The sequence below is a fragment of the Bifidobacterium dolichotidis genome (genome assembly GCF_003951975.1).
In the GTDB taxonomy this organism is placed as follows: domain Bacteria; phylum Actinomycetota; class Actinomycetes; order Actinomycetales; family Bifidobacteriaceae; genus Bifidobacterium; species Bifidobacterium dolichotidis.
Window position 1 is genome coordinate 374547 of the sequence record NZ_QXGM01000002.1, and the last position, 25307, is coordinate 399853.

21 protein-coding genes are annotated in these 25307 nt (G+C 50.6%); 5 read left to right on the top strand and 16 right to left on the bottom strand.

The features are described 5' to 3' along the window. Window positions 1–3 precede the first annotated feature (3 nt). The gene (locus D2E26_RS05470; protein WP_241218887.1) at window positions 4–1386 is read right to left on the bottom strand and encodes a variant leucine-rich repeat-containing protein; all 1383 of its coding nucleotides are present in this window, start codon (window positions 1384–1386) and stop codon (window positions 4–6) included. Between the two features lie 888 nt (window positions 1387–2274). Between D2E26_RS05470 and D2E26_RS05475 the strand changes: the two genes are divergently transcribed. The 4 genes from D2E26_RS05475 to D2E26_RS05490 all read left to right on the top strand — a co-directional run bounded on the left by D2E26_RS05475 (window position 2275) and on the right by D2E26_RS05490 (window position 5587). Then, entirely contained in the window at window positions 2275–3024 is a 750-nt protein-coding gene (locus tag D2E26_RS05475; protein WP_125963691.1) for a hypothetical protein, read from the top strand. Between the two features lie 227 nt (window positions 3025–3251). Next, window positions 3252–3854: a hypothetical protein gene (locus tag D2E26_RS05480; RefSeq protein WP_125963692.1), complete on the top strand. Its 603-nt coding sequence runs from the start codon at window positions 3252–3254 to the stop codon at window positions 3852–3854. A 305-nt stretch (window positions 3855–4159) separates the two neighbouring features. Further along, window positions 4160–4759 carry a hypothetical protein gene (locus tag D2E26_RS05485; protein ID WP_125963694.1) on the top strand — a complete coding sequence of 200 codons (600 nt, stop codon included), beginning with the start codon at window positions 4160–4162 and terminating at the stop codon, window positions 4757–4759. A 219-nt stretch (window positions 4760–4978) separates the two neighbouring features. Then, window positions 4979–5587 (top strand): hypothetical protein, encoded by a 609-nt coding sequence (locus tag D2E26_RS05490; RefSeq protein WP_125963696.1) that lies wholly within the window; start codon window positions 4979–4981, stop codon window positions 5585–5587. 157 nt (window positions 5588–5744) lie between these two features. Here D2E26_RS05490 and rplL read toward each other — a convergent pair whose 3' ends face one another. Both rplL and rplJ read right to left on the bottom strand, forming a co-directional pair. Next, entirely contained in the window at window positions 5745–6122 is a 378-nt protein-coding gene (gene rplL / locus D2E26_RS05495; protein ID WP_125963698.1) for a 50S ribosomal protein L7/L12, read from the bottom strand. A 106-nt stretch (window positions 6123–6228) separates the two neighbouring features. Continuing rightward, window positions 6229–6750: a 50S ribosomal protein L10 gene (rplJ, locus tag D2E26_RS05500; protein WP_125963700.1), complete on the bottom strand. Its 522-nt coding sequence runs from the start codon at window positions 6748–6750 to the stop codon at window positions 6229–6231. A gap of 471 nt (window positions 6751–7221) precedes the next feature. Between rplJ and D2E26_RS05505 the strand changes: the two genes are divergently transcribed. Then, window positions 7222–8127 carry a metal ABC transporter solute-binding protein, Zn/Mn family gene (locus D2E26_RS05505; protein ID WP_125963701.1) on the top strand — a complete coding sequence of 302 codons (906 nt, stop codon included), beginning with the start codon at window positions 7222–7224 and terminating at the stop codon, window positions 8125–8127. A gap of 276 nt (window positions 8128–8403) precedes the next feature. Here D2E26_RS05505 and D2E26_RS05510 read toward each other — a convergent pair whose 3' ends face one another. The 13 genes from D2E26_RS05510 to D2E26_RS05570 all read right to left on the bottom strand — a co-directional run bounded on the left by D2E26_RS05510 (window position 8404) and on the right by D2E26_RS05570 (window position 25200). Further along, window positions 8404–9801, bottom strand: coding sequence for an NCS2 family permease (locus D2E26_RS05510; protein ID WP_125963703.1), 1398 nt, complete (start codon window positions 9799–9801; stop codon window positions 8404–8406). 560 nt (window positions 9802–10361) lie between these two features. After that, window positions 10362–11141 (bottom strand): phosphate ABC transporter ATP-binding protein PstB, encoded by a 780-nt coding sequence (gene pstB, locus D2E26_RS05515; protein ID WP_125963705.1) that lies wholly within the window; start codon window positions 11139–11141, stop codon window positions 10362–10364. A 114-nt stretch (window positions 11142–11255) separates the two neighbouring features. Next, on the bottom strand, window positions 11256–12251 hold the full coding sequence (pstA, locus tag D2E26_RS05520; protein ID WP_125963706.1) for a phosphate ABC transporter permease PstA: 996 nt from the start codon (window positions 12249–12251) through the stop codon (window positions 11256–11258). After that, complete coding sequence (gene pstC / locus D2E26_RS05525) at window positions 12248–13240, bottom strand: phosphate ABC transporter permease subunit PstC (protein WP_125963708.1); 993 nt, start codon at window positions 13238–13240, stop codon at window positions 12248–12250. The genes pstA and pstC overlap by 4 nt, the downstream gene beginning before the upstream one ends. Continuing rightward, window positions 13237–14334: a phosphate ABC transporter substrate-binding protein PstS gene (pstS, locus tag D2E26_RS05530; protein WP_125963926.1), complete on the bottom strand. Its 1098-nt coding sequence runs from the start codon at window positions 14332–14334 to the stop codon at window positions 13237–13239. Before pstS ends, pstC begins: the two co-directional genes overlap by 4 nt. 292 nt (window positions 14335–14626) lie before the next feature. Further along, window positions 14627–15322: a response regulator transcription factor gene (locus tag D2E26_RS05535; protein WP_125963709.1), complete on the bottom strand. Its 696-nt coding sequence runs from the start codon at window positions 15320–15322 to the stop codon at window positions 14627–14629. Beyond that, the gene (locus D2E26_RS05540; RefSeq protein ID WP_164515881.1) at window positions 15322–16647 is read right to left on the bottom strand and encodes a sensor histidine kinase; all 1326 of its coding nucleotides are present in this window, start codon (window positions 16645–16647) and stop codon (window positions 15322–15324) included. Before D2E26_RS05540 ends, D2E26_RS05535 begins: the two co-directional genes overlap by 1 nt. A gap of 125 nt (window positions 16648–16772) precedes the next feature. Then, complete coding sequence (gene mtnN / locus D2E26_RS05545; RefSeq protein WP_125963713.1) at window positions 16773–17462, bottom strand: 5'-methylthioadenosine/S-adenosylhomocysteine nucleosidase; 690 nt, start codon at window positions 17460–17462, stop codon at window positions 16773–16775. Window positions 17463–17708: 246 nt separating this feature from the next. Beyond that, a complete protein-coding gene (locus D2E26_RS05550; protein WP_125963714.1) occupies window positions 17709–18845 on the bottom strand; it encodes a 3-deoxy-7-phosphoheptulonate synthase in 1137 nt (378 codons plus the stop codon). 27 nt (window positions 18846–18872) lie between these two features. Beyond that, window positions 18873–20741: an acyltransferase family protein gene (locus D2E26_RS05555; protein WP_164515882.1), complete on the bottom strand. Its 1869-nt coding sequence runs from the start codon at window positions 20739–20741 to the stop codon at window positions 18873–18875. Next, entirely contained in the window at window positions 20734–21864 is a 1131-nt protein-coding gene (locus D2E26_RS05560; RefSeq protein WP_125963716.1) for a 3-deoxy-7-phosphoheptulonate synthase, read from the bottom strand. The genes D2E26_RS05555 and D2E26_RS05560 overlap by 8 nt, the downstream gene beginning before the upstream one ends. A gap of 353 nt (window positions 21865–22217) precedes the next feature. Continuing rightward, on the bottom strand, window positions 22218–23555 hold the full coding sequence (locus D2E26_RS05565; protein ID WP_125963717.1) for a C1 family peptidase: 1338 nt from the start codon (window positions 23553–23555) through the stop codon (window positions 22218–22220). Between the two features lie 103 nt (window positions 23556–23658). Next, window positions 23659–25200: a DivIVA domain-containing protein gene (locus D2E26_RS05570; protein ID WP_125963718.1), complete on the bottom strand. Its 1542-nt coding sequence runs from the start codon at window positions 25198–25200 to the stop codon at window positions 23659–23661. Between the last annotated feature and the right edge of the window lie 107 nt (window positions 25201–25307).

Consider the following 25307-nt stretch of genomic DNA (forward strand, 5'->3'; position numbering starts at 1 on the left):
TGCTCACTTCCCCATCGCATGGCGATAGTCTTCATAACCCTTGTTTGCAGCAAGTGCCGCATCCACATCGGCGTCGCCTTGTTCCGCGAGCCAAGCATACAAGTCGTCGTATAGATATGGATTCATAGCCAGGAATGGCAGCAATTCTGGATAGCATGCCATGTCGTGCTGTTCGCGGAAGTCTTCCGACAGTCGTGCGTCTTCCGACGTGAATCCGCCTGCTTCCACAACCGGCTCCTGCTGAGCGAACTCACCGTTAGCCACGCGTTCAAACACCGAGCCTGGCTCAAATGCTGGCGTGTAGGTCTGCTCAGGTTCTGCAGCTGCAGTCTGTTCAACTGGCTGAGCGGTTGGCTGGAAACGTGCATAATCCTGCGTTGCTGCAAAATCAGCTGCGCTTGGCTGTTCAGTAGCCTCCGTCGACGTCTCCATGTTCTGGGACTGCACGTCGATTGGCTGCATCATCTGCGTTGCCTCAGGACCGAAGGACTGCATCGGTTCCGTGTTGAACAGCGAAGCTGGCTCAGTTGCAGGTGCTGGTCCAGTCACAGGTGCTTGCTCGACTGGCTGCACTGGCTCAGCTGGCTGCACAGGTTCTGCAGTCTGCTCTGGCTGATCTGCCGACGCATTGAATCCCGAAGCCAACTGCGACACAGGCACAATTGGATCAAGCACTGGAGCTGGCTGGTTATCGTCTGCTGCAGACTGCTTAATTTCCGGCTCTTCAATCTTGCCTGCTGCAATATCTTGTGCATCAGCAAACAGATTGCGTGGCGTTGCAGGTACCTGTGGCGTCTCTGGCTCTGCCAGTGGAATTGGATTCGCTGGAGCCTCAAAAGGCACAAACGACTGCTGTTCTGCTTCGTGCAGTTGCGTAGCGCGTGCACGCACAGTGTTGGCATTAAAGATATCAGTTGGTTCACCAGCACGCAGATTCAGAATGTCATCAACCGACATATCTGCATTGTTATTGCTGCTCTGGTCGTCAAATGCATATTCAAACAGGTTGGAGACTGGAAGATCTTCATTCGTATCGTCTTCAACATCAATACGCTCAAACTCAACTGGCACATCACCGAACTGCATACGCACATCATCGGTGGCAAATGGATAGTTAGCGTATTCAGGCAGACGCATGAGCTCGCCATCAGAACGCACAATGTAGGTGCCGTTCGTGGACTTCAGATCACGGATGCTGCCTTGGCCCTCGTCAGAAACACTGAATACTGCATGTCGCTTAGACATAGAGCGCGCTGCATCATGAATTTCTACGCGAACAGTGCCATCATCAGCAAGTGGTCGAATGGGCTTCCTTCCAATTTCAACGGACTCCCCGGGCTGAACCTCGGCGACTTCCGCTCCGTCCACGCGAATAACCCACTTCATCGCAGTGGCCTTCCTTTCACACTCGCATCTTGTACGTGACCGCGTTTCGGATGCATGCATTGGGGCCTGCTCCTATGTGGCGCGAACACTGCTGCAGCATATTGGCAACACTTAGGGCCAAGTTTACCGTATGCACTAAGTGGCGTTGTATTCACAGCGAAAATGCGATTTTACCTACTATTTACCTACTTTTCTTCTGTCTCAGTTTTAAGCCCAGAATATGACTTCAATTTGCGCTGACAACGGTTCTCATGTCTACAGTGGTCAGGCGATACGTCTCACGACGATCGACTTGCAGCGCATCTTCTGTAGAGCGCAACCGCAAGATTACCAAGAAATCGGGCGAAGGAGCCTATTTATGAAAAAAATAACCAAGAAAAACACATCTACCGCTGCAGCGATGGCCGGCAGTAGCTGGACTCTCCTGCGGCATAGCCTCAACGGCGCAAGCACAAGTACAAGTAGGAGACGGATGGAGATACCGCATCTACATTACTAATGCATTCACTATTGGGCCTCTCAACTACACCAGAGTCATCGTTGATAATGATCAGGCTCATATACACGTTAATTCCATAGGTTTTACCGTACAATGCTACGCATGGACTCAAAACCACTATGACGAAGATCTGACTCAGCCTTGGCTTAAGCATCCTTGCATTGCTCATGCACCTGGACGAGGAACCTTCGTTAAGAGTGTAGGCACTCGAGTTCCGTATTTGGCAAACTAACCTCCGCTTATCTTTTTGATGTTTCATTCCTACTTGCCATGCTCACGATGAACCTTTTATTACGAGCATTCCATCAATTTACGAACTAGGACTGCAATACAGCCACTTCTCTTTTCTGTCATCGGTTTAGAACTGGCCATTCTGAAGGATTTTTGCTATGCGATCCAAGGTATTGAAGAAAATTGCATGCGTATGCATACCATTGTTGCTTGCAGTCAACTGCTCCGCCTGCGGTGATCAAACCACATCAAAAAGTAGCGATACATCAAGCAATTCCAGCACACATTTCGATATCAGCAGCTACCACTCTGCATCTGAATATATAAAAGGCGTACTTACAACATTCAAACAGCAAATATCTGATCCTCAGCGTGAAGTGCTAGAGCGCGCACTCGAACATGATGGTCAAGTATCTGATACGGATTACCACAACGCATGGCAACAATACAGTAAATGCCTTGTCGACAAAGGGTACAATCCTCCCCCATTACAACTCGACAGTGGAATATACAGAAGCGGTATTTTCCTAGATGCCAATCTACCGGAGGAACAGCGGACCAAGGTCAGTAAAGATGCAAAAGCTTGCGATCTCGAAACCAAATCATTCGTAAATGCCGCTTATCTCGTCAGCAAAGGAAATAGTCAGGTAACCGGTTATCCGAATGACATCGTAGATTGCCTTCATAAGCGAAATCTCGTTAGCGATAGCTACACAGCAAATCAGTTTAATGAAGAAGAATCGCAATTTAACAACACATCTGACCGTAGTTTTTCCGAACTTATACAACAGGGACAAACACCATTTAGCTTCGATATAGCAAGCCAGGATGCGCAATACTGCCTAGCCCTAAGTGGAGCAAAACATCTACTTAAAGAAGACAGTATCGAATGGCATCCATTCGGCTAATTCAAGGAGCTCCGTCACAACAACACGATCACATTCTTGACTAGTTACTCTCTACTCATGCATGAGCAAAGGAACTGACTATGCACAAGAACCTAAAAGCAATCCTCACCAGTATCGGCATAACTCTATGCATTACATGCACTAGTGCATGTGGCACGAGTCCATCGGCTATTACAGAGCCGAGTGTAGAAACAAACTCACCTAAATATGCTGATTCTCTGCTAGAAATGGCACAGCAGACGCTCGATCAAAACAAAGACACAATGAACGATACACAGCGCGAAATCATTGAACGCGCCATACAAAACGATGGCAAAATATCTGATGCTGACTACGAACGAGCATGGCAATCATACAACCAATGCATAGTCAACAAAGGCTACAATCCACAGCCACTCACACAAATCGAAGGCATTTATCTCGACGGAGTTTACATGCCTGCGAACAAAGCAGATGATGCACTTCAACAAAAATTTGAGAGTGACTTATGGTCTTGCACTACAGAAAACAATCGAGAAGTTCAACACTTATACAGCATAAGCAAGGGCAATCCAAACCTCATTGCAGGAGACGCTGCTGCCGTAGACTGTCTACACCGCAACAATCTCGTACCTAAAAACTACACGCTCAAAGAATTCACCCAAGAAAAAGAACAATATGACAATATTCATGCAGAAAGTGAAGATCCAGCTTCTTTAGCAACGGCACAAAAGGCCGCCAATAGTCTCAGCTTCGATCTCAATGACAACACTACGAAGCTCTGTCTCGTAGCAAATAATGCACAGTATTTCTTCGACAATATTCGGCCTCAATGGCAACCATTCAAATAACTACCTCTTAGCTGTAAGGCGTGCTTGATCCGTACCGATCGCACCCATATTGCAGATCCGTTATTAAGAACAACCAACATATTGATGAACCCGAAGTGCAGCACAACCGCGTTATCAGCTTGCAAGTCTTTGGCACATCTATAGGCAAAGGAGCCATTGTGCGTAGAAATCTTAGAACGATCCTCGCCAGCATCGGTATGGCCATATGCATATTAGGCGCTAGTGCATGTAGCGCGAATCCAGCAGCCAATTCAGAGGCAAGTTCACAAACGAATGTACGCAAACATGCCAATTCACTCCGAGAAATGGCACAGCAGATACTCAATCAAGACAATAACACGATGAACGATACACAGCGCGAAATCATCGAACGTGCCATACAAAACAATGGCAAAGTATCTGACGCTGACTACGAACGAGCCTGGCAAGCATACAACCAATGCCTAGTAGACAAAGGATATAATCCACAGCCACTCGTACAAGTAGAAGGCATCTATCTTAGCTCATTTGATAGGGACAGCATAGATAACGAAGAACTCCAACAAAAATTCGAGCAAGATGTAAATTCTTGTCTCTTCGGAAATGTGATGGAAGTTCAAGGCCTTTACACTGCAGGCAAAGACAATCCAAATCTCATTGCAGGGCAAGAAGCCGCCGTAGACTGCCTACATCGCAGAAACCTAGTACCTGAAAGCTACACACTCGCAGATTTCGAACGCGAGGACACCCAATATCACGATACTTTTGCGAATAGCAAAGACCCATTTGCTCTGGACACACGAAAAAAGGCATCAGAAAAGCTCAGTTTCAATCTCGATGACAGCGTCGCAAGACTATGCCTCGTAGCAAACGGCGCAGCCTACTTCTTCAACAAAGACCAGCCCCGATGGCATCCGTTTGACTAATCGAATGATGTCAGACACAACAGCACAGCTACATTCTTGCCCTACTACTTTTCCACTTATGCATGAGCGAAGGAACGAATTATGTGCAAAAACTTCAGAACAATCCTCACAGGTATCTGTATAACCATATGCATATCGAGTGTTAGCGCCTGTGGCACGAATTCAGCTACTACATCGAAGTCAAGTTCAGAAACAAAAGTACTGAGATATGCTGATTCCTTGCAAGAAATGGCACAACAAATACTCAATCAAGACAAAAACACAATGAATGATACGCAACGAGAAATCATCGAACGTGCCATACAAAATGATGGCAAAGTATCTACTGCCGACTACGAACGAGCTTGGCAAGCATACAACCAATGCATAGTAGACAAAGGCTATAACCCACAACCGCTCGTACAAATAGAAGGGATATATCTGGACGGATACTCTTTGGATACTTCATACACTGAAGAACTCCAGCAAAAATTCGAGAACGATGAAAGCTCTTGTCTCTGTGAGAATGTGCTAGAAGTACAAAGCCTATACAAAGCGAGCAAAGGCAATCCGAACCTTCTTACTGGAGACGATGCCATCGTGGACTGTCTTCGCCGCGAAAACCTCGTTCCCAAGAGCTATACGGTTAAAAACTTTTCACAAGATCAAACTCAATATACTGAGATTCGCGCCAAAAGTGGACAACCATTTGCACCAGAAACACTCAAGAAAGCAGCAGAAAGTTTGAGCTTCGATCTCGATAACAACGCAGCCAGACTGTGCTTAGCAACAAATGGTGCCAACGTACTCTTAAGAAGCAATGCGCCCCGATGGCATCCATTCAAATGAGCACTGACTCAGCGTTACTGAAAACATAAAGTAGCAAAATGAGTTTTGACTTCACGATGCGAAACTTGAGAAATTACTGATATACGGGAAAACCCCGCAGCTGATAACAGTTGCGGGGTTTCTCAAGACTTGGTGATTGCGGCTTAAGCCGCGGAAATCACTTGAGCTCGACGGTAGCGCCAGCCTCTTCGAGCTGGGACTTAGCCTTCTCAGCGTCTTCCTTCTTAGCCTTCTCGAGCACTGGCTTTGGAGCGCCGTCCACGAGAGCCTTTGCGTCAGCGAGGCCGAGGTTGGTGATAGCACGCACAGCCTTGATGACCTGGATCTTCTTGTCGCCGACAGCGGAGAGGATGACGTCGAACTCATCCTTCTCTTCCTCAGCAGCAGCAGCTGGAGCTGCAGCAGCAGCAACAGCGACAGGAGCAGCAGCCTCAACGTCGAACTTGTCCTCGAAAGCCTTGACGAACTCAGAGAGCTCGACGAGGGTCATCTCACCGAAAGCTTCGAGCAGCTCATCCTGGGTGAACTTAGCCATTATGGCGTCCTTTCAATCTTGATGCGTTGTTACTACGCATCTACAAACTGTTGTTTGATCTGTTTTCCGTATAAACGGAGAGGCACGCGGGTAAACCCGCGGTAGATCAGGCGGCCTTTTCCTGCTTCTCGCGCAGAGCGTCGACGGTGCGAACCATCTTCGTAGGCAGTGCGTTGAACAGGCGGGCAGCCTTGGCCATGCTGGCCTTGACATCGCCAGCGAACTGAGCGAGCAGTTCTGGGCGAGACTTGAGGTCTGCAAGCTGCTTGGTACCTTCTGCATCGTAGAGGGTTCCGTCTGCGAAACCACCCTTGATGATCAGTGCCTTATTGGTCTTGGCGAAGTCACGCATCGTCTTTGCAGCTTCAATGAAGTCACCCTTCACGAAGACGACAGCGGAAGGACCCTTGAGCATATCGTCAAGGCCCTCGATGCCAGCTTCCTTAGCTGCAATACGGAACAGCGTGTTCTTTGCCACGGTGTAGGAAGTATCGCGGCCTAGCTTTTCACGCAGATCGGAAATCTGCGGAACTGTAAGCCCGCGGTACTCGGTGAGGTAGATTGCATCAGCGTTACGGAACAGCTCCGTAAGCTCAGCAACCACCGCTTCCTTTTCGGGCCTCTTCATGGCGTTCCTTCCTAGATCGGCCGTTGACCCAGTGGAACGCTGACAAAACAAAAAAAGCTCTGCATCCGCAGAGCACACTCGAGCAGCTCACAACTAAGAGCTGAATGCGTATCCCTGCGTTGGCGCTACACCTTCGTGGAATCCTAGAACTCCAAACCAACGGTCTTTGGTGTACGTCGGGATACTTTAACGTAGATGCACGACGTTGCATAGATACGGCGTGTCGGCAACCGCCCGTCCAGATCGTCTCAAAATCTGGACTTACAATATGGTAAAGAGAATAATTCTCACTTATACTGCAACAGTCATTACACAGCTCAACTAAAAATTCTGGAAACAACCCAAATAGCTGAAAATTTGGCTTGCTTTCAGAAATGCGTCATACGCTCAATTCCGTTACATACTGAAGTATGAATGCAACTGAGATGCTGTATGTACAGCACAACTTGAAGGTACAAAGGACCCATCACTATGAAACCAATGCGCACTATTGCAGCTGCCATTGCAGGTATCGCTTTACTCGTAGGCGCTAGCGCTTGCGGATCTTCTAATAGCTCCTCGAACTCGACCAATGACAAAACTATTAATGTTGTTGCCGTCAGTAACCAGTGGGGCTCCATGGCACAGGAGCTCGGTGGCAAGCACGTGAAGGTCACCACGATTCTGAATAACACGAATACCGATGCTCACGATTTTGAGCCTTCGGCCAGCGATACAGCAAAGCTTGAATCAGCTCAGATTGCCATTGTGAACGGTGCAGGTTATGACGATTGGGCTGAAAAGGCTACAAAGAACAATAAGGGCATTGTGATTAATGCTGCTGAAGAAGGCGGCATTAAGACAGGTCAGAACCCTCACGTCTGGTTCTCTTCGCAAGTACGCATTAAGACCGCAGATGCATTAACCGCCGCTTATGAAAAGCTCCAGCCTCAGAATAAGGATGATTTTGAGAAGCTGCATGAGGAATGGCAGACCGAAGAGAATAAGCTCGACGACCAGATTACGCAGATTTCTCAGTCTGATGCCGATCACAGCTATGCTGCAACCGAATCCGTTGCTGATTACTTGGCCGAAGAACTGGCCCTGAAGGATAAGACGCCAAAGGGCTACAAGCAGGCCGCTGCTAATGAGAGCGAGCCAGCAGCTAGCGACTTCCACGAATTCGAACAGCTGCTGAAGAAGGGCGACGTCAGCATGCTCATTGTGAACTCGCAGGAACCAAGCGAGATGGGCGATCGCCTGAACAGCGCTGCCGACTCGGGCAATGTGCCAGTTGTTGACATCACTGAGCAGATGCCAAGCAAGTACACCGATCTGCACGAGTGGCTCGAATCCGTTGTGCAGCAAATCCAGGACGCTCAGACTAAGAAGAACTGAGCAGCCCCACGGCATGGCAACCCGTACGGCATAGCATTCCGTACAGAATGTGACGTTCAAGAATACGGCGCACGCCACATATAACAAACAACAACAAGGTCCCATGGAGGAAATACTCCATGGGACCTTGCGTATATAGGGCACTGTGCAACTGCAACCAGTCAAGTGACCAGCGCAGCACTCAGCTCAGTGGTCACCGTGCTCAGCTCAGCACTCACCGTGCCCAGCTCAGTGCTGACCGTGCGCTGCTTGCACAATACGCACGGTTACACACTGTTAGTTCAGAATTGCCATGCAAATGAAGTCAAGAATAAACAAAGCCGAAACGATCCAAATCAGAGGATGCACTTCGTTTGCCTTCTTCTTGCAGACCATAACGAGGCAGTACGAAATGAAGCCGAATGCAATACCGTAAGAAATCGAGTAAGCAAAGGCCATGAACGCTGCGGCGAAGAACGCTGGAATAGCTTCGGAAATATCGTTCCAAGCCACGTCCTTCAGCGAGGCAGCCATCATGCAGCCGACGACGACGAGCACACCGGCTGTTGCAGCGCCAGGAATTGCGGACACGAGCGGCGCGAGCAGCACCGACAGCGCGAAGCAAATTGCCGTCACCACAGAAGTCAGACCGGTACGGCCACCGGCAGCAATACCAGCAGATGACTCGGCGTAGGTCGTTGTGTTCGACGTACCGAAAATCGAGCCAACCGACGTAGCGATCGAATCAGCGAACAGTGCCTTGTCCATCTTCGTGTTGAAGCCCGTACCGTTTTCCACCGAATCCTCATCAGACTGCGTGAAAATACCAGTACGACGGCCTGTACCAACGAAGGTACCGAGGGTGTCGAACAAATCAGACATCGAGAATGCAAAAATCGTGACGAGCACGAGTGGCAGACGAGCAGGATTGCTAAACAGCGAGCCGAAACCTTGACCCGTGAACAGCGCGCCAAATGTTTCTGGCAGCTGCGAGAACATCTCCCCCAAGCCAACCGAGCTACTCATCGTCGTCAAACCCATTGGAATACCAATAACCGTAGTGGCCACAATTGCGATCAGCATGCCACCCTTGATCTTGAGCACGGTCAGCACAATAACGAGCACCAAACCGATTAAGAACAACCACAGCGTTGGATTATTCAGTGCAGCCAAACCAGGCGTTGCAGCCGTGGCCAAACCTTGACCAGCCGACTCAGCATCTTTCGTGGTGAATTGAATCAGACCAACGTTGAGCAAACCAACATAAGCCACAAACAAGCCAATACCGCCGCCAATTGCCTGCTGCAGCGGTTCAGGAATAGCGTTGATCAACATCTTTCGGATTTTCGTAACCGTCACCAGAATGTTGATGCAACCGCAGAGGAACACCATAGCCAGGGCTTCCTGCCAAGTGAAACCGAGGCCGAAGCACACCGTGTACGTAAAGAATGCGTTCAGACCCATACCTGGAGCCAGCGCGTATGGCACGTTGGCGAACAGGCCCATAACGAGTGTGCCAATAATCGTGGCAATAATCGTTGCGAGGAACACACCTCCCCAAGGCATGCCCGTCTGGGTCAAAATTTGAGGATTAACAACAATGATGTATGCCATTGCGAAGAACGTGGTAAGACCAGCTGTAATTTCGCGACTTACCGTTGTACCGCTCTGTTTGAGATGGAAGAATTTCTCCATGGTACTGAATTTCCTGTCTTGCTCTCTTGTAGATGCAGTCCGTTCCGACCACGGCCTTCAGCAAGCAGCGCCAACATTCTTGGCTTTTGGCCATCATCTGGCAATAGCGAGCTGACCTCATAGAACAACGCACATACAACACGCGTTCTATAAGTTGAGGGATTGTGGAGGGAATGAGGACAGCATCAAGCTATCAGAAATTACCCGAGATTCGCGCGAAAATACCACATCGTAGAGGATCCGCTGAGCAGAACAGCAGCGCAGTCCTTTAGGGGGCTTCGAGCCCCTTCAAGACGAAACATAAACGTAACAGAACAAATAAAAATCATCGAAGAAATTCACGCAATACAACAAATAAATGCAAAACAGCAAATAACCGCAGTTAAGCAAGTTCAAGCAATGCAACGAGCAATGTAGCCAGCAATACAGCAGGCAATAAAAACGAGGGCTCGCACTGCGCTGCCTCCAAACAGCACCCAGTGCAAACCCTCGCTTTTGCCTCGAAAATCTGGCTTTGAACAGCTAGCTTTGAGCAGCCAGCTCCAAACAGCCAGCGCCGATCAGCCGAAACGGCCAGAAACGTAACGCTCGGCTTCTTCGTTCTGTGGGTTGTTGAACATTGTCGTCGTATCGGCGAAGTACTCCAAGTGACCCGGCTGACCGACGGCCTTCAGGTTGAAGAATGCCGTGTAATCAGCAATACGAGCAGCCTGCTGCATATTGTGCGTCACAATAACAATCGTGTAATCGTTCTTGAGCTCGTTAATCAAATCCTCAACAGCAAGCGTCGAAATTGGATCAAGAGCCGAGCAAGGTTCGTCCATAAGCAGCACCTGAGGATGCACAGCCACAGCACGTGCGATGCACAGTCGCTGCTGCTGACCGCCCGAAAGGCCAATGCCTGGGTTATCAAGACGATCCTTGACTTCGTTCCACAGGTTGGCGCCGCGCAGTGCCCACTCAACGAGATCGTCGGCATCCGACTTCGAAATCTTGCGGTTGTTGAGTCGTGCACCAGCCAGCACATTCTCACGAATCGACATCGTTGGGAATGGGTTTGGACGCTGGAACACCATGCCGACGTCGCGTCGCACGGCTACTGGGTCAACATCGCTTGCGTACAAGTTCTGGCCCTCGAGCAGCACCTCACCTTCTACGCGTGCGCCCGGCGTGATCTCGTGCATGCGGTCGAGCGTGCGCAGCACAGTCGACTTTCCGCAGCCCGACGGTCCAATAAATGCCGTCACCTTGTTCGCTTGGATGTTGAGGTTGACGTCCTCAACTGCAAGGAACGAGCCATAGTAAATGTTCAGATGGTTCACGTCAATGCGTTGTCCCATGAGAGTTCCTTTGTCTGTTACTTGTGTTCGGAACTGTTACGTTGAGTTCCGAGTTACGTCTGTTTTGCTCTTTTTGATTACTGTGGTTGGGTCTTGAACGACTCAACCGTCGCATTACTTCGTCTTCACTGCAAACACCCTCGCAATAATGCGGCCAATCAAATTGAGCACAAGCACAATAAGAATAAGCATAAGGGCGGCGGCCCATGCGCGTTCCATAGGAATCGTAGTAACGCACGAAGCTGAAGAACCGACTGGACAGTTAGCGCGCAGCTTGCTGTATTCCTGATACACGAACACAGGAAGCGTGGTCATCTGCCCCGAGAACAAGTTGGCATTCGTAGAAACGATGTAGCCAGCTGTCATCAGCAATGGAGCCGTTTCACCAATAACTCGTGCAATTGCCAGAATCGAACCAGACACAATGCCTGGCAGAGCCGTGCGCAGCACAACCTTCGTAATAGTGCGCTGCTTCGTAACACCTAATGCCAGCGATGCCTCACGTAAGTCGTTTGGCACAATCATCAGCATTTCTTCGGTTGTTTTCACAACGGTTGGGATCATCAGCAGCGATAATGCCACCGAGCCTTCAAAGCCGTTGAGCGTACCAGGACCGGCAAGAATTGCAAACATCGAGAATGCGAACAGACCTGCGACAATAGAAGGAATACCGCTCATCACGTCAACGAGCAGGTGGATCATACGCGAAAGGCGGCCAGTCTGACGATATTCAGTTAAGAACACCGAGCACATAATGCCGACTGGAATCGAAATAACCATGGCGCCAGCCGTGATTTCAAGCGTGCCCACAATAGCGTGCAGAATGCCACCATAGCCGTTCGTGGCCGTGGCTTCACCACCAATAACATTCGTCATGTTATGGCTTAAGAAATCCCAGTTGAAACGATGGATACCGTTAACCAGCGTTGTCCACAACACCGAAATCAGTGGAATACATGCAATGACGAAGGCCATCACAATAAGCACGTGCATGGCAATATCTTTGCGCTTACGTGCGGCAGTATAGGAACGCGTTGGCTTGAATTTATCGAAATCAATAACTGGCGTTGCAGAGGATTGCTGACTGTTGTCATTACGAGAATCGCTCATTTGACGCTCGCTTTCTGCGTGATCTTACGTGCAGCGAAGTTGACGAGGAAGGTGATGACGAACAGCACCAAGCCCGTACCAATCAGCACCGAGACGCCCAATGAATTAGCTTCTGGATACTGCGCTGCAATGTTGGCAGCAATAGTCTGGTTCTGCGAAGCTTGCAGCAGCTTGAACGAGTAGCTCATACCTGGAGACAGGATCATGAGCACGGCCATCGTTTCACCAAGTGCACGACCCAAGCCCAGCATCGAAGCCGACACAATACCCGACTTGCCAAATGGCAGCACGGCCAACTTAATCATTTCCCACTTAGTTGCACCCAAACCAAGTGCGGCTTCTTGCAGCAGCTTTGGCGTTTGCAAGAAAATATCGCGAGAAATCGAGGTAATAATTGGCAAAATCATAATGGCCAGCACCACAGCAACCGTTGCCACCGTACGTGGTGGATTTGCTGCAGGACCAGCAAACAGTGGAATAAAGCCCAAGTGCTCAGCAATCCAATTCCAGAATGGATAAATTGCTGGAACCAGCACAATACCGCCCCACAGGCCATAAATAACCGATGGAATTGCGGCAAGCAGATCAACCACATAGCTCAGCACAGCAGCCAAGCGCTTTGGTGCATAGTGCGAAATAAACAGTGCAATACCAATGGCAATGAAGAACGCAATAATCAATGCCAAAGCCGAAACCAGCACGGTGCCGAACACCAGTGGGCCAACATATGCCCAGAAGTTCGTTGCTGCACCACCCGTAAAGCTGGAGATTGTGGCATCGACTTCTTTACGGTTGCCACCAATCAGTGGCCATGCACGTACGAGCAAGAAAATAGCAACAGCAGCAAGTACCACAAGAATGAGCACGCCGCATACCGTGGCAATACCCTTGAATACCTTATCTGCGCGCTTACCATTAACTGGCTTCGTTAATGAGGTTGACGCGTCCGTTGTGGACGGTTGCGGTGCGACAGTCGTCGGTGCGCTCACCTGTCCTCCTTTTGATCCTGAGCATCAGCGCCCATAGCGTTGATGGAGGTTCGAATGTGAGACACAATGTTCTGCGGCAGTGGAGCTGAACCCGCAGCACGTTGCGCCATACGCTGACCAGCTTCGCCTGTGACGTAAGTCAGCCATGCCTTAGCAAACTTCGTAGTCCCCTCGTCCTTGTAGACAGGGCACACAATGTCGTACGAGACGAGCACCACAGGGTACGCATCATCAGCACTCGTTGTGTGGTTCACATCAATAACTACGCGGTTTGCACCTTCAAGATTCTTGGCAATTTGCGAATCTGCAATTGCCTTCGTAGCTGCCTCTGGCGAAGGTGTGACGTACTGGTCACCAACCTTGACGTCAACAGTTCCCAGCGTGCCAATCGTGGACAGATCCGAATAACCGATAGTGCCATTAGCCTGACCAATTGTGTTCACCACACCAGTCGAGCCCTTAGCACCCTGACCAACGTTATTTGGCCAGTTCTCGCTCAGATCGTACTTCCAGTCATCAGGAGCAGCAGCCTTCAAATATTCGACGAAGTTCTGCGTAGTACCCGACTTATCAGAACGATGTACAACCGTAATTGGCAAATCAGGTAGCTTCACGTCAGGATTCTGCTGCTGCAATGCAGCATCATTCCAACGAGTAATCGAGCCATTGAAAATCTTTGCAATGGTCGGTGCATCCATATTCAAATGCGTACGACCATCTTTTGCTGGCTCCAGACCGCCAAGATTAAACGTCACAGCAATTGGGGAAATATACACAGGCACATCAAAAGCCGTACCCGAGCCGCATACGCTCTTCGACTCTTGCACTTCCTTAGCAGACAGTGCTTTATCTGATGCTGCCCATGCAGTTGCACCCGTTAAGAACGTAGTGACGCCTGCGCCAGAGCCTGTTGGGTTATAAGAAATTGAGGTGCCAGGATTCTTCGAAGTAAAACCAGATATCCAAGCCTCTACTGCGGCTTGCTGAGAAGAAGCACCTGCGCCAGCGTAATTACCCGTAATACCGCTAGCTTCTGCGCCAGTGTCGCCTCCAATAGGTGCATTGTCGCCGCATGCAGCCACCGTGCACAACATGGCTGCAGCACATACTGCACTCAGTACACGTGAAGCGGTTTTCAGACCGCCAAGTCTGATCGAATGTTTCAACGTTATTTGCCTTTGTTCCGTTGTTCGTGGGCGTTACCGCCTATTACAGCCTAGCTGCTCTGTTTTCTATCAGAGTCCTTTTATTTGAACATAACATGAACATCCAGCAAAAATGCGGCTAACGCAGTGTCCAAATTGGACAAAATGCCCCCAAATGGAGGCATTTATTGTCAATTTGCAAAGCGTGTTAAGCACAATCAGCGCATCGTTAAACTGCTACTCACTCATCAATTTTGTAGCCAACACCACGCACAGTCGTTAATAATTTTGGCTGTGCCGGATTGTCTTCAATCTTGCTGCGAATGCGTTTAATATGCACATCAAGTGTCTTCGTGTCGCCTACATAGTCAGATCCCCAAACGCGGTCAATTATTTGTTGGCGATTAACCACACGACCGCGATTGCGAATCAAAAACGTCAGTACTTCAAATTCTTTAAGTGGGAAGAATACTTCTTTGCCATGTACCATAACCACATGAGAAGCCACATGGACCTGAATATGAGCGCAAGATAATGGCGTCTCATCATCAGTAATAACGTCACTATTTTCTGGCTTCTCTTGGCGCCTGAGCACCGCATGAATTCGAGCCAATAATTCACGGAAGGAATATGGCTTCGTCACGTAATCATCAGCACCAGCTTCCAAACCAACAACTTTGTCGAGCTCAGCAGACTTGGCTGTCAACATAATGATTGGCACGCGGCTCTGCTCACGAATGCGCTGGCACAGTGAAATGCCATCCATGCCAGGCATCATTAAATCAAGCAATACCAAATCAATATCGTTGTTCAGGAACTGGATAAACCCTTCCTCTCCAGACCTTGTAGCAATGACTTCGTACTGTTCACGCGTTAACTGATACGTTAACGGTTCCAGATACGACTGCTCATCTTCAACGATTAGAATGCGCGTCATCATATTCCTTTCTGCAACATTGCATTCATTCGCGTCATCGAAAATGCTGATGTAAACTCCCCAATGGCACCAGCACCTTCGCCCCCTATTGGTGTAAGTTCCGTATCGTTTTCTACGGTCACTTCATCCCCAGAGGCTTCCTCAGAAATCAAAAGATGATTGTGAGGAGACGAACTTGCTAACGGGAGGCGAATCGTGAATGTTGTTCCCTCTCCCTGACGTGACCAGACGTCGATGGTGCCGCCGCACTCGGCGACGTGAGCTTGCACAATAGCCAAACCCAAACCAGAACCGCCCGTATCTCGCGAGCGCGCCTGATCAACTCGATAAAAACGTTCAAAAATACGCTGCTGCTCGCCTTCAGGAATGCCAATGCCCTGATCGATGACGCGAATAACAACTCGGTCACCTTTGATGTCGAGCGCAACGGAAATTTGCGTCATCGAATCGGAATAGCGAATAGCGTTTTCAATTAAGTTCTTGAGCACCATAACTAGCGATGTATGGCAGCCAAATACTGGATAGCGCATGCAAGTGGCGAAATGGCGACCTTGTGGCGCTTTTGGCGCTGTGGAAAGCAGCGATACTGCAGGAACGCGCTGGCCATCGGCGTAGAGTTCCACAGCAATATCGCGCGCGGTAGCCTGTACCGAGGTGGCCGTTATGGCTTCTCGAGCAATGTCGATCATGTCGACGAATTCAGTAGGGCGCTTTCTTGGATTTGCGGCCGAGCTCAACTCAACAATGTCGCCTACGAGCATGCGCAGACGCTCGGATTCTTGCATAATGCGGCCGGCAAAATGTTTCACTGCTTCGGCATCATCAGCGGCATCGGCAATGGTCTCGGCGAGTAATGAGATTGCACCTGCTGGTGTTTTTAACTCATGCGAGACATTGGAAATGAAGTCACGTTGCACACGTTCTGCTTCGCGCACTTTGTCAATGTCTTCGAGCAGCACAGCAAATCGGGAGCTACCTACAGAAACGATGCGAACGCTATATGTGGCGTTATCGATGGTAACTTCCCTATCACGCGTAGCGTCATCGTTACTGACTTGCTCAATGATTTCGCAAATGCATTCAGGAGCAATACACAAATCGTCGTGTTCTGACTGCCCGATGGTCGCTGCAGCTGTATTGCGGAACAGCACAACGCCATCTTCCAGGCAGATCATTAAACCAATGGGCAATTCATCGGCCATGCGGCGTTCCATAATGCCGATTTTTGCTCGTGGCACGCCTTCGTTAAACATGCCAAGTTGTTGTGAGCGCTCTGTTTCTTCGGCGAGCGCACGACGCCTTGCAGATTCATTAACAGCGCGCATAATGCATAAGTCAATAACAATACACGCGCTGCATATGGCAAGAATTACAATCCAATGAGCCCAGTTAGGCAACGGACCGACACGTTCTAAATCAAGCAGCGGGGTTCTTGCCAGCGGAATCATCGTTACATACCTTTGATAATCGCTATGGTCATACGAGCTGCCGTATCTGCATATTCAGATACGTCGAAGGTATGGAACTCTTCGTAATCGGTGTCTGCGTTGTCGCTCATAGCGCGAACGACCAGTGCTGGAACATCGTTACGTGCAGCCACGTGTGCAACTGCAGCGCCTTCCATTTCCACAGCGTCAGCGTGCGTTGTGCGAATAACTTCTTCGACCTTTTCTGGCGAATCGACGAAGTAGTTACCCGAAGCGATAACGCCAACCACATGGTGAATACCCATGTCGTCAAGCACGTTCGAGGCCAGGTCAATCAGATGCTGATCGGAGTGGAACTCATCGGTCTGTGGCTTCCACTGGCCAACAAGACGCATATCAGTGTCGAGATAGCGCAGCGTACCGCCGAGCACAATATCGTTAACGTGCAGTTCTGGGTTCAGGTTGCCTGCAATGCCCGAGAAAATAACTGCTTGTGGGTTCGTCAAATCAATAAGGCACTGCGTCGTTGCTGCTGCATTGACCAAGCCCATGCCACCGACGGTGACGGCAACGTCAATCGTCTCACCAGCATTGGTTTGCACGGTGCCACGTGTAATCGTTAGGCTTGCACGCTGCTCCACCGTTGGATTGGTCAGCGAAGCTGCAATGTGCTCTGCTTCTTCTTCAAGTGCGCTAATAATCGCTACCTGCATAGTCTTCCCCTTAATGTTGTTTCGCACCAAACAGTATGTCAGCGAAACAACTCCTGAGATTCGGTATGTTTTTCCATTATCGTTCTCAGCTTACGTATTATTCGTATCCGAGTGTTCATAAAAATGCAAGCCACTGTTCATGAGTCGTACATGCCATGCATTTTGTTCACAACATGAACCGCTCATTGAATCGGTGGCTTGCCTACGATATGCCTTGCAAAAGCTAAGGCTTACAACACACTTGGGCTATTTCCTCAGCTTGCGGCGGGCACGAACTGCTTGTGCCAGCTCATGCAGCAATGCATCAGTTTCTTCCCAACCAATGCATCGATCAGTTATGGACTGGCCATACACAAGATCATCTAATGGTGCTTCTGGCTGGTTACCTGCTACAAGGAAGCTTTCCATCATGAGGCCTGAAATACCCTGCTCGTTCTGAGCAAGACGCTGAGCCAGATTGCGTACCACGCGAGCCTGCTCAATTTCATCCTTGCCCGAGTTACCATGCGAGCAATCAATAATGAGACCATGTGCAGCAGCAGAATCTTCTGGCAGCATTTCACGAATCGTCGTTAATGCATTGCGCACACTGTCTTCGTCGTAGTTTGGTCCATGAATCGAACCACGCAATACCACATGGCAATCTGGATTACCCAAGGTTTCAACGGCGCAGGCACGGCCCTGATGGTCAACACCAAAGAACGTGTGACGCTGCTCAGCTGCATAGCAGCCATTTGAAGCAGCCTTCACTGAACCATCGGTGGCATTCTTAAAGCCAATAGGCATACTTAAACCACTAGCCAGCTGACGATGCACCTGGCTTTCGGTATTACGTGCGCCAATGGCGCCCCAGCTCACTGCATCAGCAATGTACTGAGGGCTTGTAGGCTCAAGGAATTCAGTTGCTGCTGGCACACCACGTTCAAGTACGCCAAGCAGCGTCTTCCTTGCCAGAATCAGGCCTTTACGAATATTGTGCGAACCATCAATATCTGGATCGTTAATCAGGCCTTTCCAACCGATTGTGGTGCGTGGCTTTTCAAAGTACACGCGCATCACAATCAACAAATCATTACGCAGTTCGTGGCTTACTGCAGCTAATCGTTCTGCGTATTCGAATGCTGCGCGTGGATCATGCACTGAACATGGTCCTACAATCACGAGCAATCGATCATCACGACCGTAAAGGCAATCGTTAATAGCATCGCGTGAGCTTGCAACGAGCTCACGCTGCTCTGGATTGAGGGCATACTTGCCGAGCACTTCGGCAGGTGATGGCAATGGATCGAGCTCCATTACGCGACGATTCACAATACGGTCAATGCCAACTTGATCTTCCCAGCGTGGCACATCAGCTGAATCAAGACTATGCAGACGGGTCATTTGACTCAGCTTAACAGCCTCATATTGTTATTGGGGGCAACAAGCAGCTTTTATGAGCTGAGCAAAACCTTCCATGCCAGCAGGCGTAAGGTGTGTGCCGTCATCGACCAAATATTCAATATGTGAAGCCGCTGTGGCATGCCAATCGATTATGCCCACATTCGGATGCTTCTTAGCGAACTCAAAGTACGAGGTCACATTCGGATCCACCCACTCCACTGGAGCACAAGGCGTAATCAGATACAGTGGTCGACCGTCAACCGCATCAAGCATCTCATTGAGCTCGTCTTCGGTCACCAAATCATTGGCACCCAATGCCACCACAACCAGTTGTGGGTTCGTTGCAGCGACTTGGTCGCGCACAATGCCAATGCCAGCCAAGAATGAACGCGAGACCTGCGCATCAATAACGGCTTGTGGGAAGGCCTGCTGCAAGGCAGGACGTGCACCTTCGGTAACCGAGTCACCAACAACAAGCACATGCGCATCGCACTGTTCCGGTGTGCAATGCCAGCGATCAGCATCCAAATTCTTCGGCACAACAGCCGCCTGTACCTGTGGCTTCGCTGGTTGTTCCTCAGGCTTTGGCGTCACAGTAGGAGTTGCCGTAGGCTGCGTTTGCGAAGATTGCTTCAACTCTGGTCGCAGCTGCTCAGCACGCGTTTGCGCAATCGATTCCCATGGAATAGGTGCAAAGGCCAGAACCAGAGCCATAACAGCGCCAATAATGCTGCCCGCAATAGCACCAGGACGCAGCTGGCCATCATGAATACTCTGGATTTCACGTGAAACCCATGGAACGAGTGGCGTACCACGCACAGCTTCAATGAACTGATAGAACAGCTCAGCGAAAATCAAAATAATCGCGAACTGCACAATCCATTCCCACCATTGCAACTTGGTAACGCGCGTAGCTGGGTTCATGAACTCAAGCAGCGGATAATGCACTAAATACAGCGAGAATGACCTTGAGCCGAGATACTGCAACGGCTTGCAACCCAAGGCACGGCTCAACCATGTTGGCTTCATAGCCGACCACAGCAAAATAGCCGTGGCAATTGCCGTGACTAAGAAGCCACCTTCATACAGGCCCAGCATGCGACCGTTGATCAGTACGAATGCGGCGCCAAGGATCACAAGCATGGCAAGACCAAGCCATGCAGGTGCATTGCCTTGACCCAATCGACGCAGTACTGGAGGCAATGCAGGTTCATGAGCACGCAGACCACCTTGCGCCTCATCAGCCAACAAAATAGCCAAAAATGCACCGACCAGAATCTCGCCTAAACGAGTATCGAGGCCGTAATACATACGCGAAATCTCAAGCCCTGCTTGAGCCATAACGCTCATTTCCACAGTGGAAACAACAATGAGCCCAGCAGTCCACGCTAAACGCCCTATACGCGTTTTGCACACGAGCATAATGCCGGCCAGCATAAGCGGCCAGATTATAGCGAACTGCATAATCAAGCTCGTATACCACAAATGCGTTAATGGCGACGGCAATCCAGCCGCCTCAAAGTATGAGGAATGCCGCGCAATATAAACCCAGTTACTGGCAAATACTGCGCTTGGCAATGCATCCTGTTGCACTTTATGTAACAGACTTGGTGATGCCAAATAGGTGGCTGGTGCAACAAGCGCCACAGTAGTGAGCACCGCAGGCCACAGTCGCTTGAGGCGCTTCAAGTAGAGTTTCGGGAAATTAAAATGATGACCCGAAAAACGACGCAGTAAACCGCGCGTGGTGAAGAAACCCGACAACACAAAGAACACAGTGACGCCCAGAAGACCGCCACTGAGCAGTGCAGGTCGCGTGTGATACGCGAGCACTCCGAGAATTGCGAGCGCACGCAGTCCATCGACTGCAACAATATGATGATTCTGTTTAGGCATTCTTTTCTCGACGAATAGCAACTGCTCGGGCCAAGCCGCGCAGTAATTCTTCAGTTCGATCCCATGGCACGCAGGCATCCGTGATCGACTGACCATAAGTTAGTTGGTTCAGAGGTGCTGGAGATTGGTGGCCTCCAACGAGGAAGCTTTCCATCATAATGCCAAGGATACCGCGCTCCCCCGCCGCGATACGCTCGGTAATGTTCTCTACAACGTGAGCCTCTTCTATCTCATTCTTACCGCAGTTACCATGTGCCGCGTCAATAATCAGGCCGTGATTGCTTGGTCCTTGAGCCTGAGAAAGCTTGAGCTCTTCTAGTGCGCGTGCTACGGATTCAGCATCGTAATTCGGGCCCTTGTCAGAACCACGCAACACGAGGTGGCAGTCTGGATTGCCCTTCGTTTCGGCAGCAATAACGCGGCCGTCAAGATTAATCGAGAGGAAATGGTGCTCGAATGCGGCTGCATAGCACGAGTCGGCAGCTGGCTTGATTGAACCGTCGGTTGCGTTCTTGAAGCCAATTGGCATACTCATGCCACTGGCCAGCTCACGATGCACCTGGCTTTCGGTGTTACGAGCGCCAATAGCACCCCAGCTGACGAGGTCGCACAGGTACTGCGGCGTAATTGGGTCAAGCCACTCGGTTGCTGTTGGCAGGCCCAGCGAGAGCACATCGGCCAGCACCTTACGTGCGAGCCACATACCCTTACGAATATCGAAGCGACCGTCGAGATCTGGGTCGTTAATCAGGCCCTTCCAGCCAATGGTGGTGCGTGGCTTCTGGAAATACACGCGCATCACAATAACGAGCTCGTTCTTGAGCTCTTCATTGAGTTTGGCCAGTCGTGTGGCGTACTCGTGGGCGGCCTTAGGATCGTGAATTGAGCATGGACCGACGATGGCCAGCATGCGGTCGTCGCGGCCATTGAGCACGTCGCGGATTTCATTGCGCGAGCGCAGCACAAGATCGCACGCTTTATCAGTTAATGGCAGTTCGCGAATAAAATATCGAGGCGCAGGAATCGGGTCAAGCTGACGAATATTCACATCGACGGTCTCTGGAAACACGGCGTTGGCATCAAGTGTTTCCCTTGAACTTTCAGGACCGCGCACTGCGTTCATTATCCTGCTCCTCACCTTGTGATGTTCTTACGATTACCCACGCACATTACTACGTACGATTGCACTCGACGGCCCTTTGCTCGAGTGTCTTCAACATTGACACATTTGGCCTTGGCAAATGAGCTGCAATCAAGGTATCCCCGAAGGACTCACTATAGACATAAGCGTGCACGAGGGGGTGTTCTATCTCAAGCACGTGCCATCTCTCAAGCAGATATAACAAAAGCGCCGCAGCCATAAAAGACTACGACGCTTATGTTGTGTAGTTACCGAGCTCAGCAGCTCAACAGTTCATCTCAGCAGCTCAGCCACTCAGCTCAGCAATTCAATAGCTACGACTCAGCAGCTACGACTCAGGCCAGAGCACCCATTGGATCCCATGCTGGCAGCATCGTTGCTGGCTCCTCAAGAGCCTTGCGATACTCTTCTGGCAGCATTGCCTTTGGCACAGCCACCTCGTACACGTACTGGCTGAACCATTCGTCGCTCATCGTGAAGTAACCCTTGTCAGCAATCTTCGTGCCCCAAGAGTTCTCAACGCGCCAACGACGAGTCGTCTTGCCATCTTCTGCCACGTCCACGCCGACGAATGCCATAGCGTGGTTCATAGCGGAATCAGCGAAACGCACGCGCTGTTCCTTGTCCATGTCGAAGTTCACGTCGTAGACGTCACCGTACTCGAACAGATCGGTTGCCCATGCACCCTGCTCGCGGTCCATCATTGGGTGGCAGTCAGCGCCGAACCAAACTGGAATGCCCTGCTCTTCGAGGATCTTGCGCACGCAATCCTTCATGAACTGCACTGGTACGTTCAGGTACTCGGTTGCGTCGCCACCGGCAACGTTGTTCAGGTGCTCGATGCCAATCTTGTGGCCCTTAGCGTGCTCCTGACGAGGATCGTCAACGAGGCAGACGTAATCTTCAAGGTTAGCGTCGCCCACGAAGCGCTTCCAGAACTCCTGTGGCGTCACGGTGCCGAGACGGTGGAACTCACCATCCTTGTCGGTCCACTCCCAGTCGAAGCTGACAGGTGGCTCACCGAGGTGAATCGTCAGCATGCGGTGGCCAGCTTCCTTAGCCTGAGCCACGATCTCGTCAATGTGCTCTGGATCCGCAACCATGTGTGCCACTGCCGTGTGCAGCATACGACGCAGCTGCGTGTTCATTTCACCCGTGTTCTTCGAGGACTCGGTCTCTGGGAACAGTGGCTTTGGAACAGCACCGTACTTCTTGTAGACGTTCATTGCCATCGTCCACTGGCCGCCGTCACCCATAACGTCGGACAGCATGTGCTGGAACAGTCGGGAATCCACTGGCTCACCGGAGCGCACGATTTCAGCCATATCCTGCAGGAAGTAGTTAATGCGCTCGAGCTTGTCGTAGTACATTGCGTAGTTCTGCGAGAACTCGAACTCCGTGATGTTCATGGACTTCTTAGCCACGAAACGTGCCACGTTCAGCGAGCTGAACAGCCAGCAACGACCCGAACGGTCCTGGTGAGTTGCCTCGCCATCATCAACCAGCGTGCTGAAGCTACGCTGCAGCAGGCGTGCACGATCGTAGTTATGTGCAACCTTGTTGATACCTGCATCGGTCACAGCGTTCATTGCCATGCGGCAGGACTTGTTCGAATCAAACGAGCTACGCATCTCGTTGAGCTGCGACTCGTCCAATGGCTTGATCTCGCTCATCTTTCCTCTTTCTTCATTTGGTGTAACGCACACGAGGCACCCGGCGGATCAAGCCGGATGCCTCGTATAAGTTTTGATCCAAGATTGTAGTTTAGTCTTGGCTCTACTCTTCGTTGTTGTTTTCGCTATATTCAGCTGCTTCAACAACTGAAGGAGCGTCGTCCTCTGCGTCTGCAGTTACGTCACCAGCCACATCAGCAGCGGAATCTGCAACGCCGGCATCGCCGGCATCAGCTGCGTCAGCTGAATCCTCAACAACTTCTTCAGTTGCTTCAACCACAACGTCATCAGCGTTATTCGACTCGGCAGCCGCCTGAGCATCTTCCATCAGGTTGCTTGCAGCAGGCTGTGCCACAGCGTTCACAACGGACATCGAATCGGTTGCCGACGTATCAGCTGGAGCCATGCCGAAGCTCGAGAATGCATTAGCAAACATCGAACGCAGCTCAGAAACACGAGCCGTAATCGAAGCCTCGCGGCTCTGCAGATCCGAAATACGTGCAGTCAAACCATCAAGCTCAGTCTTTGCGGCCTGACGACGATCCTCAATCTGAGCATCGGCATCTTCCTTGGCCTTCTGCAGAATCTGAGCCGACTCGGCATCAGCATCTTCACGGCACTTCGTGGCGTAAGCATCAGCCTCTTCGCGCACCGAACGAGCCTCGGCCAGCATCTGATCGGACTCCTTGCGAGCCTCAGCCTGACGCTCTTCCAAGCCCTTTAACAGCTCATTGACCTTCTTCGTAGCTTCATCCTGCTGAGCAGCAATATCAGCACGAATCTGCTCGACTTCAGCCTTCACCTGGCTCATCGTCTTCGTACGATCAACTTCGGCGTTATCGGTGATTTCCTGAGCATGTGCCTGAGCTGCATCGGTGATCTCGCCAGCCTTGCGATGTGCCTCAGTCATCATCTTCGAAACCTGTTCGCGCACATCAGCGAGCTTCTTGTTTGCATCAGCCAGAGCGGTTTCAATCTGATCGTTGGTTTCGCTCTTAATGCGCGTCATTTCTTCGTTAGCGTTCTTGCGCTGCTCAGAAATCGTCTGTGCTGCTTCAGCCTGCATTTCGGCCAGCTCACGCTCTTGTGCCGCGCGCTCCGAAGCCAGACGCTTCGTGTGCTCTTCGCGCGAGTTCGTCAGCTCAAGATCCAGCGTCTCACGCTGTTCCTTCACCGACTTAGCCGTCGACGTGCGCAGCTGCGAAGCATCCTGCTGTGCGCTCGTAATAATCGTCGTAGCTTCGTTCTGTGCATTCTTCAGCAGCGAGTCAGCCTTAGCCTGTGCATCAGAAACGAGCTTCTGTGCATCGAGCTTGGCGTTGTTAACAAGCGTTTGTGCCTGAGAGACAGCCTCAGTACGCGTCGAAGCAGCGTCCTTCTTTGCGCGCTCGAGCAGCTCAGCACTCGTCTGCTCTGCCGAAGCGAGCATCTGCTGTGCGTTAGCACCCAGCGATGCGAACGAATTATCGTGATTTGCAGCATTTGCTTTAGCTTCCTGGACCTTAGCCTGCAGCTGCAAAATAACGTCGTCGTTAGCCTTCACCTGCTCACGCAAACGTTCGATCGTGGCCTGCGCTCCAGCAAGCGCCTCGTCCACACGATCCTTGTCATATCCTCTGAGCACCACAGGGAAGCGATCCACCATGCTGCACTTCCTTTCCCATCGTCCGTGCCATGCCCGCACACAGCGTCTGCCACAAACTCTACTTCACTTCTTGCTCTGCAATGAACAATTTTTTCAGACTCATCGCA